The following is a 15464-nucleotide window of genomic DNA, read 5'->3' on the forward strand; positions in this document are numbered from 1 at the left end:
CCGGCAGCACCGGATCACCGCCCGGCCGAAGGAGGCCCAGCCATGACTGAGTTCGCCGGACTCACCGCGATAGTCACCGGCGCCGCCAGCGGTATCGGGGCCGCGACCGCCACCCTGCTGCGCGAACGCGGCGCCCGGGTGGCCGGCCTGGACCTGGTCGCGCAGGACGCCGACCTGTCGGTGGTCTGTGACGTCGGCAACAGTGCGTCGGTCGACGCGGCCGTCGCCACGGTCGCCGAGCGCTTCGGCCGCATCGACATCCTGATCAACAACGCCGGCATCGGTGCGGTCGGCGACGTCACCGCGAACACCGACGACGAGTGGCACCACGTGCTGAACATCAACGTGGTCGGCATCGCGCGGATGTCGCGGGCGGCGCTGCCGTACCTGCTCGCCTCGCCCAGCGGCGCGATCGTCAACACGTGCTCGATCGCGGCGCCGATCGGCCTGCCGCAGCGCGCGCTGTACTCGGCCAGCAAGGGTGCGGTGGCCTCGCTGACCCTGGCCATGGCCGCCGATCACGTCCGGCAGGGGGTGCGGGTCAACGCGGTGGTGCCCGGCACGGCCGACACCCCGTGGGTGGGCCGGCTGCTGGACGCCGCCGAGGATCCCGCGGCGGCCGCGGCGGCGTTACGCGGGCGGCAGCCGACCGGGCGGCTCGTCACCGCAGCGGAGGTAGCCCACGCGATCGCCTATCTGGCGAGTCCGCTGGCGTCCGCGACGACGGGCACGCTGCTGACGGTCGACGGCGGCATGACCGGGATACGCCTGCCCAGCTGAGACCGTCCACCGGGGACAGCAGCGCGCGTCGATCATTGTCAGCGTCCGGCGCATCGTCGGCGACATCACCCGAGGGACCCATGTCGAGATTGCGCACCCTTGCCGGCCTGGTCGTGCCGGCCACCACCGGAGTGCTGGTCGCACCCACCACAGCCCAGCCAGTTCCGGCGAGGTCAACGCGACCGGCCGCGGGCACGGTGACCATCGCCATCGCGGGCGTCAACGGGAAGGCCGGGGCCGCGGACGGCGCCGGACGCCCGGCGCGCATCGGCCTGCGCCACGTGCAGACCGTCCAGCACGGGCAGCACGATCCCCGCTTCCGCGGCGAACTGCTCGGTCCGGGCTGGGACACCGAACGACGGATCACCCAGGCGGCCGACGGCACCTGGTCCGATCCCGCCTTCGTCCGCTCGACGATCGCCAGCGACCCGTACTACTACGCCGAGGAGCTGACCGTCGGCGTCTTCGACACCTACGGCGCCATCGTCGGGTGGGGCACCGCCCGGTGCACGCTCTTCGACAAGTCGGTGCCGCCGGCGGCGTAAACGCGAAGAACGCCGGGTCAGCGAGCTGACCCGGCGTTCTTGGTGAAACTGTGCGACCTCAGACGTTGAAGCCCAGCGCGCGCAGCTGCTCGCGCCCGTCGTCGGTGATCTTGTCGGGGCCCCACGGCGGCAGCCACACCCAGTTGATCCGGAAGTCCTTGACCAGGCCACCGCCCGGCCCGGTGGTCAGCGCCTGGCGGGTCTGGTCCTCGATGACGTCGGTCAGCGGGCAGGCCGCCGAGGTCAGCGTCATGTCCAGGGTCACCACGTTGTCGTCGTCGACGTGGGCGTCGTAGACCAGGCCGAGGTCGACGACGTTGATGCCGAGCTCGGGGTCGACGACATCCTTCATCGCCTCCTCGATGTCGGCGATGGTCGGCTTCGAGACGACCGTGCCGGCTGCCGGCTCCGCGTCCGCCACCACGGGGGCCGTCGCGTCGTCGGGACCCGCCGTGTCGGCCGCGTCCGAGGCGATCTCTTCCAGCGTCCTGTCCGTCATGCTGTCTTCACCTCCGGGCTCACGCCCACACCGGCGCGCGCCGCGGCGTCCTTGAACGCCATCCACGGCAGCAGCGCACACTTGACCCGGGCCGGATAACGCGCCACGCCGGCGAACGCCACCCCGTCCCCGAGCACTTCCTCGTCGGGCTCGATCTGACCGCGGCTCTGCATGAGCGCCACGAAGGCCTCCTGCACCGGGGCCGCTTCCTCCACGGTCCGGCCCTGGAGCAGTTCGTACAGCACCGACGCCGACGCCTGGCTGATCGAGCAGCCGACCCCGTCGTACGAGATGTCCTTCAGGGTGACGCCGTCCACGGCGACCCGGAAGGTGACCTCGTCGCCGCAGGTGGGGTTGACGTGGTGCGCCTCGCCACCGAACGGCGCCCGCAGGCCCTTGCCGTGCGGATGCTTGTAGTGGTCCAGGATGATCTCCTGGTACAGCTGGTCGATCATCAGGCGAACACCTTCCGCACCTGCTCCAGACCGCGCGCCAGGGCGTCGATCTCGTCGGTCGTCGTATAGAGGTAGAACGAGGCCCGGGTCATCGCCGGGACCCCGAACCGCGCGCACACCGGGCGCGCGCAGTGGTGCCCCACCCTCACCTCAACACCGAGGTCGTCGAGAATCTGCCCGACATCGTGCGGGTGCACACCTTCGACCTCGAACGAGACCGTGCCGCCGCGGCCCTCCGGGGTGCCCGGGCCGAAGACCCGCAAGCCCGGCACGTCCGCGAGGGCCTTCAACGCGTACGCGGTGATCTCCTGCTCGTGCCGGTGGATGTTCTCCATGCCCAGCGCCGTCAGGTAGTCCACCGCCGCGCCCAGGCCGATCGCCTCGGTGATCGGCGGGGTGCCGCCCTCGAAACGCGCCGGCGGCGGCGCGAAGGTCGTGCCGCCCATCGTCACCGTCTCGATCGTCGACCCGCCGGCCAGGAACGGCGGCATGGCCTCCAGCAGTGCGGCGCGCCCCCAGAGCACCCCGATGCCGGTCGGGCCGAGCATCTTGTGCCCGGTGAACGCGATGAAGTCCGCGCCCAGCTCGACCACGTCGAGCGGCAGGTGCGGCACCGACTGCGAGCAGTCCAGCATGACCAGCGCGCCGACCTCGTGGGCCCGGGCGATGATCCGCGCCGGGTCGTTGATCGTGCCCAGGATGTTGGACATGTGCACGATCGAGACCAGCTTGGTGCGCTCGTTGACCAGCTCGCCGAGGCTCGACTCGTCGAGCCGGCCCTCGTCGGTGACGCCGAACCAGCGCAGGGTCGCCCCGGTGCGCTGGCAGAGCAGCTGCCACGGCACGAGATTGGAGTGGTGCTCCATCTCGGAGACCACGATCTCGTCACCGGGGCCCAGCTTCAGGAAATCCGCCGACGTGTACGCCACCAGGTTGATCGCCTCGGTCGAGTTCTTGGTGAACACGACCTCGTCGGGACTGGGCGCCCCGATGAAGGCGGCGATCTTCGCGCGGGCATCCTCGTACGCCGTGGTGGACTCGGTGCCGAGCGTGTGCACGGAGCGGGACACGTTGCCGTTGTACTGCTCCTGATGCGCCCGCATGGCGTCGAGCACCTGACGCGGCTTCTGCGAGGTGTTCGCGCTGTCGAGGTAGACGAGCGGGTGCCCGTTGACCTCCCGGCTCAGGATCGGGAAGTCGGCACGCACCCGCGCCACGTCGAAGGTCATGATCGTCCCGATCCTCAGGCCCGCGCGCCGGCCACGTAACGCTCGTAACCTTCGGCCTCGAGCTGCTCGGCGAGCTCCGGGCCGCCCTGCTGGACGATCTTGCCGGCGACGAAGACGTGCACGTAGTCCGGCTTGATGTAGCGCAGGATGCGGGTGTAGTGGGTGATCAGCAGCAGGCCGGCCTCGCCGGAGGCGCGGACCCGGTTGACGCCCTCGCTGACCACGCGCAGCGCGTCGATGTCGAGGCCGGAGTCGGTCTCGTCGAGGATCGCCATCTTCGGCTTGAGCAGCTCGAGCTGCATGATCTCGTGCCGCTTCTTCTCACCGCCGGAGAAGCCCTCGTTGACGTTGCGCTGGGCGAACGCCGGGTCCATCTGCAGCTTCTCCATGGCGCCGCGCAGCTCCCCTGCCCAGGTGCGCAGCTTCGGCGCCTCGCCGTCGATCGCGGTCTTGGCGGTGCGCAGGAAGTTGGCCACCGAGACGCCGGGGACCTCGACCGGGTACTGCATGGCCAGGAAGAGGCCGGCGCGGGCGCGCTCGTCGACGGTCATCGCGAGGACGTCCTCGCCGTCGAGGGTGACCGTGCCGCCGGTGATCTCGTACTTCGGGTGGCCGGCGATGGAGTAGGCCAGGGTCGACTTGCCGGAGCCGTTCGGGCCCATGATGGCGTGCGTCTCACCCGACTTCACGGTCAGGTCGACGCCGGCCAGGATCGGCTTCAGCTCGCCCTCGGGCAGCTTGACCGACACCTGCAGGTCGCGGATCTCGAGGGTGCTCACGGTGTGACTCCATTACTCGGCGTGGTCGAAATGTAGATGTCGCCGTCGCGGATCTCGACGGGGAAGGTCGCCACCGGCTCGGTGGCGGGCAGGCCGCTGGGCTCACCGGTACGCAGGTCGAAGCGGGAGCCGTGCAGCCAGCACTCGAGCGTGCAGCCGTCGACCTCCCCCTCGGAGAGCGCGACGGCAGCGTGGCTGCACTCGTCCCGGACGGCGTAGAACTGGTCGTCGTCGGCGTGCACGACGGCGATCTCCACGCCGTCGATCTCCGTGGTGATGACGGAGCCCTTGGCGACATCCGCGGCCGGGCCCACTAGCTCGAAACTCATGAACCCGCCTTCGCCAGCCTCGCCTCGATGGCGTCGCCCAGGCGCTCGCGCAGCTCCTCGACCGGGATCTTGTTGATCAGCTCGGCGAAGAAACCGCGGACCACGAGCTTGCGGGCCTCGGGCTCCGGGATGCCGCGGGCCATCAGGTAGAAGAGCTGCTCGTCGTCGAAGCGGCCGGTCGCGCTGGCATGCCCGGCGCTGACCACCTCGCCGGTCTCGATCTCGAGGTTCGGCACGGAGTCGGCCCGGGCGCCGTCGGTGAGCAGCAGGTTCCGGTTGATCTCGTACGTCTCCGTGCCGGTGGCCGCCGCGCGGATGACCACGTCGCCGACCCAGACGGTGTGCGCCGACCGGCCCTGCAGGGCGCCGCGGTAGCCGACGTCGCTGCGGCAGTCGGGCACGCTGTGGTCGACCAGCTGGCGGTGCTCGACGTGCTGGCCGGCGTCGGCGAAGTACACGCCGTAGAGCTCGGCCTCCCCGCCGCGGCCGGCGTACTCGACGCTGGCGAACTGCCGCAGCAGGCTGCCGCCCAGGCTGACCTGCACGTGGGTGACCCGAGCGTCCCGGCCCACCTTGAACTTGAGGTGCTGGGCCTGCACCGCCTCGGCGTCCCACTCGGTGAGCGTGACGAAGGTGAGCTGGGCGCTGTCACCGAGGACGACCTCGACGTTGTCGGCCAGCGTGGCCGGGCCGACCTGCTCCAGCACCACAGTGACCTTGGCGAAGTTGCCCACCTTGACGTAGGTGCGGGCCGCCGCGGCCGCCGTGCCCTGGCCGACGACCCGGATCACCACCGGCTCGGCCGCGACGGTCTCGGCCGCCACGTCGATCAGGGTCACCGAGGCCGCCGAGCCGTAGGCCAGCGCGCTGACCCGGTCGAACGGCGTCAGCACCGGCTCGACCTTGCCCGCGTCGACCTGGGTCACGGACACCCCGGCCGGCAGGTCGCCGGGCGCGAAGCCCGGCGCCGCACCGGTCAGCGCGGTCGCGGTGATCAGCTCACCGAGCCGCTTGATCGGGGTGAACCGCCACTCCTCCTCCAGGCCGTTGACGGCCGGGAAGTCGGTGACGTCGAAGGAGCGCAGCACCTGCGACTTGGTGCTCGGCGGGGCCATGGCCTCGGTAGTCATCTCGTCCTTTGCGTCTGCGTTGCGTCGGCCGGGGGCTTTTTTAGCCCACAGCCCCTTCCATCTGGAGCTCGATCAGGCGGTTGAGCTCGAGGGCGTACTCCATCGGGAGCTCCTTGGCGATCGGCTCGATGAAGCCGCGCACGATCATCGCCATGGCCTCGTCCTCGGTCAGGCCCCGGCTCATCAGGTAGAAGAGCTGGTCGTCGCTGATCTTGGAGACGGTCGCCTCGTGGCCCATCGACACGTCGTCCTCGCGGATGTCCACGTACGGGTACGTGTCCGAACGGGAGATCGTGTCGACCAGCAGCGCGTCGCACTTGACCGTGCTGGCGCTGTGGTGCGAGCCCTCCATGACCTGCACGAGGCCGCGGTACGAGGTACGGCCGCCGCCCCGGGCGATCGACTTGCTGATGATCGACGAGGAGGTGTGCGGCGCGGCGTGCACCATCTTGGCGCCGGCGTCCTGGTGCTGGCCCTCGCCGGCCATCGCGACGCTCAGGACCTCGCCCTTGGCGTGCGGGCCGGTCATGTAGACGGCCGGGTACTTCATCGTCACCTTGGAGCCGATGTTGCCGTCGACCCACTCCATGGTCGCGCCCTCTTCGCAGGTGGCGCGCTTGGTGACCAGGTTGTACACGTTGTTCGACCAGTTCTGGATGGTCGTGTACCGGCACCGGGCGTTCTTCTTGACGATGATCTCCACGACCGCGCTGTGCAGCGAGTCCGAGGAGTAGATCGGGGCGGTGCAGCCCTCGACGTAGTGGATGTAGGCGCCCTCGTCGACGATGATCAGCGTCCGCTCGAACTGGCCCATGTTCTCGGTGTTGATCCGGAAGTAGGCCTGCAGCGGGATGTCGACGTGCACACCCTTCGGCACGTAGATGAACGAGCCACCCGACCACACGCTGGTGTTCAGCGCGGCGAACTTGTTGTCGCCGACCGGGATGACCGTGCCGAAGTACTCCTTGAAGATGTCCTCGTGCTCGCGCAGCGCCGTGTCGGTGTCGAGGAACAGCACGCCCTGCTGCTCGAGGTCCTCACGAATCTTGTGGTAGACGACCTCGGACTCGTACTGGGCCGCGACACCGGAGACGAGGCGCTGCTTCTCCGCCTCGGGGATGCCGAGCTTGTCGTACGTGTTCTTGATGTCCGCGGGCAGGTCGTCCCAGGAGGCCGCCTGCTTCTCGGTCGAGCGCACGAAGTACTTGATGTTCTGGAAGTCGATGCCGGTCAGGTCGGCGCCCCAGTTCGGCATGGGCTTGCGGTCGAACAGGCGCAGGCCCTTGAGCCGCAGGTCGAGCATCCACTGCGGTTCGTTCTTGAGCGCGGAGATGTTGCGCACCACCGCTTCGGACAGGCCGCGCTGGGCGGTCGCCCCGGCGGTGTCGATGTCGGCCCAGCCGTATTCGTACTTGCCCAGGGCGGCGAGGTGCTCTTCCTGAGTGACGACGGGCTGGACGATCTGCTCGGTCATTTATCTGTCCTCACAGTGGTGGCGGTTGCATCGGTTGTGCTGATCACGCGCGGCGGGGTGGGGATGTGCGTGGTGCACACCCCGTCGCCGTGCGCGATGGTGGCCAGGCGCTGCACGTGGGTGCCGATGAGCCGCGAGATGACCGCGGTCTCGGCGTCGCACAGCTGGGGGAACTCGGCGGCGACGTGCGCCACCGGGCAGTGGTGCTGGCACAGCTGCCCGCCGGACGCGATCGTCGTCGCGTTGGCAGCGTAACCCTCGGCGGTCAGGGCCTCCGCGAGCGCCTCCGCCCGCGCGATCGGGTCGTCGCCGGCCTCGAGCAACGCGGCCCGGCAGCGCTCCTCCAGGGCCGAGACCTGAGCGGTGGCGAAGGCGGTGACCGCCTCCGGGCCGCCGTGCTCGGCAATCCACCGCAGGGCGGCGGTGGCGATGCCGTCGTAGAAGTGCGGGAAGCCCTCCCGGGCCGCCGCGGTGAGCACGAACGCCTTGGCGGGCCGGCCCCGGCCGCGCGGGCCCCGCGGGCGGGTCTCGCGGACCTCGACGAGTTGGTCGGCCAGCATGGCGTCCAGGTGCTTGCGGATGGCGGCGGGGCTGAGCCCGAGCTGGGCGCCGAGCTCGGCCGCGGTGGCCGCCCCGCTCTCGAAGAGCAACTGGGCGACCCGGTCACGGGTGCGCGCGTCGGCGGAAGGGGCCACGACGGCCACTCCCCTGCTCCGCGCCAACACTCCGTTTTTCACTACGCCAACGTTACGTATTTCAGGGAGTCCCTGCAAACCGGCACCCTGGTGATCCAGGACACCGCGTGCCCCGGGCACGCTCAACCAAGATCAAATCCGGGCGTACGATGCCGGGGGTGAGCAATGGCACCCTGCTGCGCCGGCTGGCCCTGGCCTCGTTGATCGCCAACATCGGCCTGGTGGTCACGGGCGCGGCGGTCCGCCTGACCAGCTCCGGCCTCGGCTGCCCCACCTGGCCCAAGTGCACCGAGGAGTCGTACACGACGACCGCCGAGATGGGCGTCCACGGCGTCATCGAATTCGGCAACCGGGTCCTCGGCATCGTGCTGGGCCTGATCGCCCTGGCCTGCTTCATCGCGGCCCTGCTGCGCAAGCCCCGGCGCCGATCGCTGGTCCTGCTGGCGCTGGCGGCGGGCCTGGGCATCCCGGGCCAGGGCGTGATCGGCGGCATCACGGTGCTGACCGACCTGAACCCGTGGGTGGTCGGCCTGCACTTCCTGCTCTCGATGGCGCTGATCGCGGTGACGTACGCCCTGTGGAAGCGCACCACGGAGGGCGACCGCCCGCGCCGCACCCTGGTCCCGACCCCGCTGCCCACCCTGGCCCGCCTGACCGCCCTGGTCAGCGGGGCCGTGATCGTCCTCGGCGTGGTGGTGACGGGCAGCGGCCCGCACGCCGGTGACGAGGACGCCAAGCGCAACGGACTGGACCCGGCAACGATCTCCCAGGCCCACGCCGACCTGGTCTTCCTGCTGATCGGCCTGTCGCTCGGCCTGTGGTTCGCCCTGCGCGCGGTGAAGGCCCCCGCCCCGGCGATCCGGGCGGCCGGGCTGCTGGTCCTGGTGGAGCTGGCCCAGGGACTGATCGGCTTCGTCCAGTACTTCACCCACCTGCCGGTGATCCTGGTCGGCGCCCACATGCTCGGCGCCTGCCTGGTCTGGGTGGCGACGCTGAGCATGCTGTGGAGCCTGCGCGAGCGCCCGGTCCACCAGTCCCCGCAGAACGCCCCGCCGGCACCGGTCTCGATTCCCGCGCCCGTGGCCTGAGCGCTCAATGCTCGGCGACCCGGTCCCGCGGGTCGCCGAAGTTCAGGTCGTCCACGCCCGCGTCCGCCAGTGCCCCGACCACCAGCGTCCGCCGGTACGCGGCGAAGGTCAGCACGTGGGCGATGAGCCCGCCGTACGTGTAGACCTGCGGCGGACCGCACTGCGCATGCACGAAAGTGTCGTCGAGCCGCCCCTCGGCGACGGCGTGGCGCACCTGGGCCAGGAACAGCGGTCCGGCCTCACCGAGCCGGTCCCGCATGCCGGCCACGCTCTCGCCGCGCTCGACCGACCAGTCGTAGTCGCGCAGCGCGAGCGCCCGGTTCCACATGTCCATCTGACCGATGAGCCGCGACAGCAGCGACCGCACGGTGGGATCGTCGTCGACCCGACCGGCCGCCGGCACCGGCCGGTCCAGCACCTCGTCGCCGAGCGGGCCGGCCCGGCGCACCAGCTCCCCGAGCAGCCACACATGGTGTTCGACCATCTTGCTGGCCAGGTCCATGGCGCCTCCCTGAGGACGGACGGGCACCCGCAGGCCCGCCGGTGGGTGGAAATGCACCCCGCTCGGCGCCGCCAGCAGCACGGCGGAAGGAGTCAGCCGCCACGCCTGCGGCGCGAGGCCGTACGCCCGGGTGAAAGCCCTGGTGAACGCCGCGTGGGACCCGTAGCCGGCCTCGAGGGCGACGTCGAGGATCCCGGCGTCGCTGCCGAGCAGCCGGAAGGCGGCCCGCTCCAGCAGCACCCGCCGCCGCAACCGGGCCGGAGTCTCCCCCGCGGTCGCGGCAACCAGCCGATCGAGATGGGAACGCGACAGGTGCAGCCGCGCGGCGGGGGCGTCGCTGTCGACCGCGGGGTCGTCGAGACAGCCGGCCACACCGGGGAGGAAGACCGCGAAGGCATCGGACGAGTTCACGCCCCTGAGCCTGCCAGCGCGGGACGGACGCCCGCTTGACCGTTTCCGCCAGGCTCGGACCCCGCTGGAACGACGCCGGCGCCGTCCCGCAGGCACGCGAGCCGAGCAGCGGCGGCGGTCGCCCGAAGCGGTGACCCGGCGAAGCGGCGTGCCGCGAAGCGGTTGAGCGGGGGTTGTCCGTGCGGACGCGGACGAAGCCCAGCCGCTCACCGACATGGCAGGGAGCGAAGCGACCGGTCTCGGCGGGAGCGACGGTCCGTACGCCCCACCCAGCTACGACATCCGGCCCTTGAATTCGATCTTGATCGACCTCCGGCACATACGAAAGCGACCCGGGATATCCCGGGTCGCTGTGACGGACAGGGGCTGTATGTAAGGGCGGAGTACCGGCTCAGCGCGCCATGCTTCGACGTGACATCGAGCGCCACAGGTCGTTGCTCGGGCGCATCTGCTCCATGAGCTCGCGCTCCCATGCGTTTTCCACTTCGACGCCGGCCGTCTCGCATGCCTTGCGGGCGACGTCGGTGCCGTCGGCGGCGAACTGGTCGGTCCACTCGCCGTCCTCGCCGACCAGGACGATGCGGGCGCCCCGCTTGCCGACGTACTCGATGACCGCCTTCGCGCCGCCGTGGCCGACGGCGAACGACTTGATGTCGGCGGTCAGTGTCGTATCGGAACCTTCTGCCATGACTCGCAGCCTAGGCAGACTTCCGGCCCTGGCAAGCACAACCAGTGCGTTTTTGTGATGGCAATTACCTGCGGGTTTAGGCGCTACGGACATTGTTTTCGACCGATATTGCCCGAATTGCACCCCCGTTCAGGTTCCTCCCAAGGGGGTACGCAGCGTGACGTCGCTAACCCGAACATCGGGCATTCTGGGAGACGTGCGTGAATGTCATCACGCATTGCCACCAACCTAGACGAGTGCGTCGACCGCCACCGCGATGAAGAGAATCGTCAGGTACGTGTACGACCAGTGGAACAGCCGCATCGGCTTGAGCGGCTCCCCGCGGCGCGAGCGCAGCACCAGCCGCACCGCCTCGGACAGGAAGATCGCGCCCGACAGCACGGCCGTGACGCCGTAGATCGGGCCCAGCCCCAGCGGCCACGCCGCCAGCGACGCCACCAGCATCAGCACCGTGAAGATCAGGATCTCGGCGTTGACCCGGCCGGCCGAGCGCACCACGGGCAGCATCGGGATGCCGGCGCGGGCGTAGTCGTCCTTGTACTTGATGGCCAGGGCATAGAAGTGCGGCATCTGCCAAAAGAACACAACCGCAAAAAGCGCCCAGCCCAGCGGGCCGACGGAGCCCGTCACCGCGGCCCAGCCGATCAGCACCGGGGCCGCCCCGCAGATTCCGCCCCAGAAGGTGTTCGCCGGAGTCCGCCGCTTCAGCCACAGCGTGTAGACCACGTCGTAGTAGAAGATGGACGCCGCCGTCATCGCGGTGGCGAGCCAGTTGGTGAACGCGGCCATCAGCACGACCGACACGACGGCCAGGACCAGGCCGAAGATGAGGGCCGAGCGCGGGGTGACCGTATGCGCCGGCAGCGGGCGCCGCTTGGTGCGCCGCATCAACTGGTCGATGTCGCGGTCGATGTAGCAGTTCAGCGCGCTCGCCGCGCCGGCCGCCAGCGACCCGCCGACCAGCACGACCGCCATCAGCCACAGGCTGGGCCAGCCGCCGGCCGCGAGCATCATCGCCGGGATCGTCGTCACCAGCAGCAGCTCGACGATGCGCGGCTTGGTCAGCGAGACGTACGCCTTGACGACGGCGCCGATGTCGCGGCGACCCTCCGGCCGACCCGCCGGGGGCGGGACCGCCTCGAGAAGACCGGGCGACCGCCCCTGGTCGGGACGCTCGGTGATCATGCTCACGGACAGCCACCTTCCGGCATCGGCGAGGGCGTGGAACTACAGCCGTGGCCGATGGGGACCGGCCGGCACGTTCGATCAGACTACGCGCAGCCCGGGGCGCCCTCCGGTCGGCCCGGCACGGGTGTACGGCGTCACAGCCCGCAAGGTTCACTGTCCGCTCTCAGCGTATGGGCCTGTGCCGTTCCCCGGGCGGGGGTTTACCGGGAATGGATAGGGTCAAGTCAAAAGGATTCGACACACCATGCCCGAGGAGCGCAACCGACGTGGCTGCCAAAGACGATTTGAACTGGTCCGACCTAGACCGCCGGGCGGTCGACACCGTCCGGGTGCTGGCCATGGACGCCGTCGAGAAATCCGGTAACGGCCACCCCGGCACGGCGATGAGCCTCGCGCCCGCCGCCTACCTGCTCTTCAACCGGGTCATGCGCCATGACCCGACGGATCCGCTCTGGGCCGGCCGGGACCGCTTCGTTCTCTCCTGTGGCCACTCCAGCCTCACCCTCTACATCCAGCTGTACCTCAACGGCTACGGCCTGGCCCTGGACGACCTGGCCGCGCTGCGCCAGTGGGGCTCGCTGACCCCCGGGCACCCGGAGTACGGCCACACCCCCGGCGTCGAGGTCACCACCGGCCCGCTCGGGCAGGGCATCGGCAACGCGGTGGGCATGGCGATGGCCGCCCGCCGCGAGCGCGGCCTGTTCGACCCGGCCGCCGAGGGTGACTCGCTGTTCGACCACCACGTCTACGCGCTGTGCTCCGACGGCGACATCGAGGAGGGCGTCAGCCACGAGTCGAGCGCCATCGCCGGCGTGCAGAAGCTCGGCAACCTCACGCTGATCTACGACGACAACGAGATCTCCATCGAGGACGACACCCGGATCGCCAAGAACGAGGACGTCGGCGCCCGGTACGCGGCCTACGGCTGGGACGTACGGCACGTCGACTGGCGCAAGGGCGACCCGGACAAGGGCACCGAGTACCAGGAGGACGTCGAGGCGCTGTACGCGGCGATCAAGGCGGGCCAGCAGGTCACCGACCGGCCCACCTTCATCGTGCTCAAGACGATCATCGGCTGGCCCGCGCCGAACAAGCAGAACACCGGCAAGATCCACGGCTCCGCGCTGGGCGAGGACGAGGTCCGCGCGACCAAGGAGATCCTCGGCTTCGACCCGAACAAGACGTTCGACGTCGCCGACGAGGTGCTGCAGCACACCCGCCAGGTCGTCGAGCGCGGCCGCGCCGTGCACGCCGAGTGGACCAAGTCCTTCGAGGCCTGGGCCGCGAGCAACGCCGAGGGCAAGGCCCTGTTCGACCGGCTGTCGACCCGCACGCTGCCCCAGGGCTGGCACGAGGCGCTGCCCGAGTTCCCCGCCGATGAGAAGGGCATCGCCACCCGCGCCGCCTCCGGCAAGGTCCTCGACGCGCTCGCGCCGGTGCTGCCGGAGCTGTGGGGCGGCTCGGCCGACCTGGCCGAGAGCAACAACACCACCATGAAGGGCGAGCCCTCGTTCATCCCGAGCGAGTACGCCACCAAGGCGTTCCCGGGTCACGAGTACGGCCGCACCCTGCACTTCGGCATCCGCGAGCACGGCATGGGCTCGATCCTCAACGGCATCGTGGCGCACGGCGGCACCCGCCCGTACGGCGGCACGTTCCTGGTCTTCAGCGACTACATGCGCGGCGCCGTACGGCTGTCCGCGCTGATGAAGCTGCCGGTCACCTACGTGTGGACGCACGACTCCATCGGCCTGGGCGAGGACGGCCCGACGCACCAGCCGATCGAGACGCTGACCGCGCTGCGCGCCATCGTCGGCCTCGACGTGGTCCGCCCGGCCGACGCCAACGAGACCGCGTGGGCCTGGCGCGGCGCCCTGGAGCACACCGACCGGCCGACCGCGCTGGCGCTGTCCCGGCAGAATCTCCCCACCATCGACCGCAGCAAGTACGCCTCGGCCGAGGGCACCCTCAAGGGCGGCTACATCATCTCCGAGGCGACCGGTGGCGAACCGAAGGTCATCCTCATCGGCACCGGCTCCGAGCTGTCGATCTGCCTGACGGCCCAGGAGCGGCTGGAGGCCGAGGGCACCCCGACGCGGGTCGTGTCCATGCCCTGCCAGGAGTGGTTCTTCGAGCAGGACACGGCGTACCAGCAGCGGGTGCTGCCGCGTGGCGTCAAGGCGCGGGTGTCGGTCGAGGCCGGCATCCGGATGAGCTGGGACCGCCTGCTGGGCGAGGCCGGCGAGGCGGTCAGCATCGAGCACTACGGCGCCAGCGCCCCGGCCAAGGTCCTGTTCGAGCAGTTCGGGTTCACCGCGGACAACGTGGTGGCCAAGGCCAACGCCGCCCTCGCCAAGGTCGGCGAAATCACCGGTCACAAGACCGGAAACTGAGGAGTAGCGATGGTTGACAGGCTGGCAGAGCTTTCCGCCGCTGGTGTAGCGGTGTGGCTCGACGATCTCTCCCGGGTCCGGCTCGAGACCGGCTCGCTCGACAAGATGCGGCGCGAGCAGCACGTGGTCGGCGTGACCACCAACCCGTCCATCTTCGCGAAGGCGCTGGCCGACGCGGAGGCGTACGACAAGCAGCTGAAGGATCTGGCTGCGCAGGAGGTCACGGTCGAGGAGGCCGTGCGGCTGCTGACGGCGTACGACGTGCGCTGGGCGTGTGACGTGATGAAGCCGGCCTACGACGCGTCGAACGGCGTGGACGGCCGGGTGTCCATCGAGGTCGACCCGCGCAGCGCACACCTGACCGAGAAGACCGCCTCCGAGGCCAAGACGCTGTGGTGGCTGGTCGACCGCCCGAACCTTTACATCAAGATCCCGGCGACCGAGAAGGGCCTGCCGGCGATCACCGCGACGCTGGCCGCGGGCATCAGTGTCAACGTGACGCTGATCTTCTCGCTGGAGCGCTACCGGGCCGTCATGGACGCGTTCCTCGCGGGCCTGGAGCAGGCCAAGGCCAACGGCCACGACCTGGCCAGGATCGGCTCGGTCGCCTCCTTCTTCGTGTCCCGGGTGGACACCGAGATCGACAAGCGGCTCGACAAGATCGGCAGCGAGGAGGCCAAGGCGCTGCGGGGCAAGGCCGCGGTCGCCAACGCCCAGCTCGCGTACCAGGCGTACGCCGAGGTCTTCAGCTCGGACCGCTGGCAGGCGCTGGCCGACGCGGGTGCCCTCCCGCAGCGGCCGCTCTGGGCCTCGACCGGCACCAAGAACCCGGACTACAAGGACACCATCTACGTCGAGGAGCTGATCGCCCCCGGCACGGTGAACACCATGCCGGAAGCGGTCATCAAGGCGTTCGAGGACCACGGTGAGACCCGTGGCGACACGGTCACCGGCTCGTACGCGCAGGCGCAGAAGGTCATGGACGACGTGGCCGCGGCCGGCGTCGACCTGACCGACGTGTTCCGGGTCCTGGAGGACGAGGGCGTCGAGAAGTTCGAGGCCAGCTGGGCCGAGCTGCTCGAGGACGTGAAGAAGTCGCTCAAGGCCGCGGCCAAGGGTTCGGACAACCCGAGCGACGCCGCCAAGTCCTAGGGACCGATCAGTTGCTCGCGGGCGTGGAGGCCGTCGCGGGGTTCGCCGTTCGCGGCGTCCCAGCGGCGGCCTCCGCTCGTGGCAAGTCCTCGCCGCAGCCGAGATGTTGCGGCACCGACCCTTGGCT

16 protein-coding genes are annotated in these 15464 nt (G+C 70.1%); 5 read left to right on the plus strand and 11 right to left on the minus strand.

Translation table 11 applies throughout. The features are described 5' to 3' along the window. Positions 1-42 precede the first annotated feature (42 nt). Entirely contained in the window at positions 43-780 is a 738-nt protein-coding gene (locus Aau02nite_RS35715) for an SDR family NAD(P)-dependent oxidoreductase (RefSeq protein ID WP_212993043.1), read from the plus strand. Between the two features lie 80 nt (positions 781-860). After that, on the plus strand, positions 861-1325 hold the full coding sequence (locus Aau02nite_RS35720) for a hypothetical protein (protein ID WP_212993044.1): 465 nt from the start codon (positions 861-863) through the stop codon (positions 1323-1325). Between the two features lie 58 nt (positions 1326-1383). On the opposite strand, the gene Aau02nite_RS35725 is transcribed toward Aau02nite_RS35720, so the two are convergent. Genes Aau02nite_RS35725 through Aau02nite_RS35760 form a run of 8 tightly spaced genes read right to left on the minus strand, consistent with a single transcriptional unit; the run spans position 1384 to position 7957 of the window. Next, on the minus strand, positions 1384-1824 hold the full coding sequence (locus Aau02nite_RS35725; protein ID WP_212993045.1) for a metal-sulfur cluster assembly factor: 441 nt from the start codon (positions 1822-1824) through the stop codon (positions 1384-1386). Beyond that, positions 1821-2282: a Fe-S cluster assembly sulfur transfer protein SufU gene (gene sufU / locus Aau02nite_RS35730; protein ID WP_212993104.1), complete on the minus strand. Its 462-nt coding sequence runs from the start codon at positions 2280-2282 to the stop codon at positions 1821-1823. The genes Aau02nite_RS35725 and sufU overlap by 4 nt, the downstream gene beginning before the upstream one ends. Then, a complete protein-coding gene (locus tag Aau02nite_RS35735; RefSeq protein ID WP_212993046.1) occupies positions 2279-3508 on the minus strand; it encodes a cysteine desulfurase in 1230 nt (409 codons plus the stop codon). The genes sufU and Aau02nite_RS35735 overlap by 4 nt, the downstream gene beginning before the upstream one ends. Before the next feature lie 14 nt (positions 3509-3522). After that, a complete protein-coding gene (gene sufC / locus Aau02nite_RS35740) occupies positions 3523-4287 on the minus strand; it encodes a Fe-S cluster assembly ATPase SufC (RefSeq protein WP_212993047.1) in 765 nt (254 codons plus the stop codon). After that, positions 4284-4616 (minus strand): non-heme iron oxygenase ferredoxin subunit, encoded by a 333-nt coding sequence (locus Aau02nite_RS35745; RefSeq protein WP_212993048.1) that lies wholly within the window; start codon positions 4614-4616, stop codon positions 4284-4286. The genes sufC and Aau02nite_RS35745 overlap by 4 nt, the downstream gene beginning before the upstream one ends. Then, on the minus strand, positions 4613-5746 hold the full coding sequence (gene sufD, locus Aau02nite_RS35750; protein ID WP_212993049.1) for a Fe-S cluster assembly protein SufD: 1134 nt from the start codon (positions 5744-5746) through the stop codon (positions 4613-4615). The genes Aau02nite_RS35745 and sufD overlap by 4 nt, the downstream gene beginning before the upstream one ends. A 40-nt stretch (positions 5747-5786) precedes the next feature. Further along, complete coding sequence (sufB, locus tag Aau02nite_RS35755) at positions 5787-7220, minus strand: Fe-S cluster assembly protein SufB (protein WP_212993050.1); 1434 nt, start codon at positions 7218-7220, stop codon at positions 5787-5789. Then, positions 7217-7957, minus strand: a complete 741-nt coding sequence (locus tag Aau02nite_RS35760; protein ID WP_212993051.1) for a helix-turn-helix transcriptional regulator — start codon at positions 7955-7957, stop codon at positions 7217-7219. The genes sufB and Aau02nite_RS35760 overlap by 4 nt, the downstream gene beginning before the upstream one ends. 107 nt (positions 7958-8064) lie before the next feature. On the opposite strand from Aau02nite_RS35760, the gene Aau02nite_RS35765 reads away from it, so the two are divergent. Then, on the plus strand, positions 8065-9003 hold the full coding sequence (locus Aau02nite_RS35765; protein WP_212993052.1) for a COX15/CtaA family protein: 939 nt from the start codon (positions 8065-8067) through the stop codon (positions 9001-9003). A gap of 4 nt (positions 9004-9007) precedes the next feature. Here Aau02nite_RS35765 and Aau02nite_RS35770 read toward each other — a convergent pair whose 3' ends face one another. From Aau02nite_RS35770 to Aau02nite_RS35780, 3 genes are all read right to left on the minus strand, one after another. After that, positions 9008-9916, minus strand: coding sequence for a helix-turn-helix domain-containing protein (locus Aau02nite_RS35770; RefSeq protein ID WP_212993053.1), 909 nt, complete (start codon positions 9914-9916; stop codon positions 9008-9010). Between the two features lie 391 nt (positions 9917-10307). After that, positions 10308-10604, minus strand: a complete 297-nt coding sequence (locus tag Aau02nite_RS35775) for a hypothetical protein (RefSeq protein ID WP_203763057.1) — start codon at positions 10602-10604, stop codon at positions 10308-10310. Between the two features lie 228 nt (positions 10605-10832). Next, a complete protein-coding gene (locus Aau02nite_RS35780) occupies positions 10833-11795 on the minus strand; it encodes a heme o synthase (RefSeq protein WP_438841206.1) in 963 nt (320 codons plus the stop codon). 206 nt (positions 11796-12001) lie between these two features. On the opposite strand from Aau02nite_RS35780, the gene tkt reads away from it, so the two are divergent. Beyond that, entirely contained in the window at positions 12002-14185 is a 2184-nt protein-coding gene (gene tkt, locus Aau02nite_RS35785) for a transketolase (RefSeq protein WP_212993054.1), read from the plus strand. 9 nt (positions 14186-14194) lie between these two features. Beyond that, a complete protein-coding gene (gene tal, locus Aau02nite_RS35790) occupies positions 14195-15337 on the plus strand; it encodes a transaldolase (RefSeq protein WP_212993055.1) in 1143 nt (380 codons plus the stop codon). Positions 15338-15464: the final 127 nt, after the last annotated feature.

Source organism: Actinoplanes auranticolor, from assembly GCF_018332655.1.
Taxonomy (GTDB): domain Bacteria; phylum Actinomycetota; class Actinomycetes; order Mycobacteriales; family Micromonosporaceae; genus Actinoplanes; species Actinoplanes auranticolor.

Excerpts from the sequence above, each read along its gene's own strand:
- Aau02nite_RS35735 (WP_212993046.1), bottom strand. The coding sequence starts at position 3,508 with ATGACCTTCGACGTGGCGCGGGTGCGTGCCGACTTCCCGATCCTGAGC.
- Aau02nite_RS35765 (WP_212993052.1), top strand. The coding sequence starts at position 8,065 with ATGCCGGGGGTGAGCAATGGCACCCTGCTGCGCCGGCTGGCCCTGGCC.
- Aau02nite_RS35715 (WP_212993043.1), top strand. The coding sequence starts at position 43 with ATGACTGAGTTCGCCGGACTCACCGCGATAGTCACCGGCGCCGCCAGC.
- sufB (WP_212993050.1), bottom strand. The coding sequence starts at position 7,220 with ATGACCGAGCAGATCGTCCAGCCCGTCGTCACTCAGGAAGAGCACCTC.
- tkt (WP_212993054.1), top strand. The coding sequence starts at position 12,002 with ATGGATAGGGTCAAGTCAAAAGGATTCGACACACCATGCCCGAGGAGC.
- tal (WP_212993055.1), top strand. The coding sequence starts at position 14,195 with ATGGTTGACAGGCTGGCAGAGCTTTCCGCCGCTGGTGTAGCGGTGTGG.
- Aau02nite_RS35745 (WP_212993048.1), bottom strand. The coding sequence starts at position 4,616 with ATGAGTTTCGAGCTAGTGGGCCCGGCCGCGGATGTCGCCAAGGGCTCC.
- Aau02nite_RS35720 (WP_212993044.1), top strand. The coding sequence starts at position 861 with ATGTCGAGATTGCGCACCCTTGCCGGCCTGGTCGTGCCGGCCACCACC.
- Aau02nite_RS35775 (WP_203763057.1), bottom strand. The coding sequence starts at position 10,604 with ATGGCAGAAGGTTCCGATACGACACTGACCGCCGACATCAAGTCGTTC.
- Aau02nite_RS35725 (WP_212993045.1), bottom strand. The coding sequence starts at position 1,824 with ATGACGGACAGGACGCTGGAAGAGATCGCCTCGGACGCGGCCGACACG.
- sufD (WP_212993049.1), bottom strand. The coding sequence starts at position 5,746 with ATGACTACCGAGGCCATGGCCCCGCCGAGCACCAAGTCGCAGGTGCTG.